At 54.4% G+C, this 250-nt stretch carries 1 protein-coding gene; it reads left to right on the forward strand.

Going from position 1 to position 250, the window contains the following annotated elements; all coding sequences use genetic code 11:
• Positions 1–2: 2 nt before the first annotated feature.
• Positions 3–250 (forward strand): reverse transcriptase N-terminal domain-containing protein (locus tag KZZ04_RS20170; RefSeq protein WP_368735910.1); only part of this gene is annotated, 248 nt, incomplete at its 3' end.

Here is a 250-nt window from a genome sequence, read left to right on the forward strand (position 1 = left end):
GCATCGATTGGATCGCCGTACAACGTCGTGTCAGAGGGCTGCAAGCGCGTATTGTGAAGGCTGTACAAGATGGCAGACATAACAAGGTGAAAGCCCTGCAATGGCTGCTGACTCACTCGTTCAGTGGCAAGGCATTTGCTGTGAAACGGGTGTCTGAAAACAAAGGCAAAAATACCCCCGGCGTGGACAAGGTTACTTGGAATACGCCTAGGGCCAAGCTCGGCGCGATAGAGTCGTTGACGCGGCGAGG

Source organism: Pseudoalteromonas sp. CR1 (genome assembly GCF_019392235.1).
Taxonomy (GTDB): Bacteria; Pseudomonadota; Gammaproteobacteria; order Enterobacterales; family Alteromonadaceae; genus Pseudoalteromonas.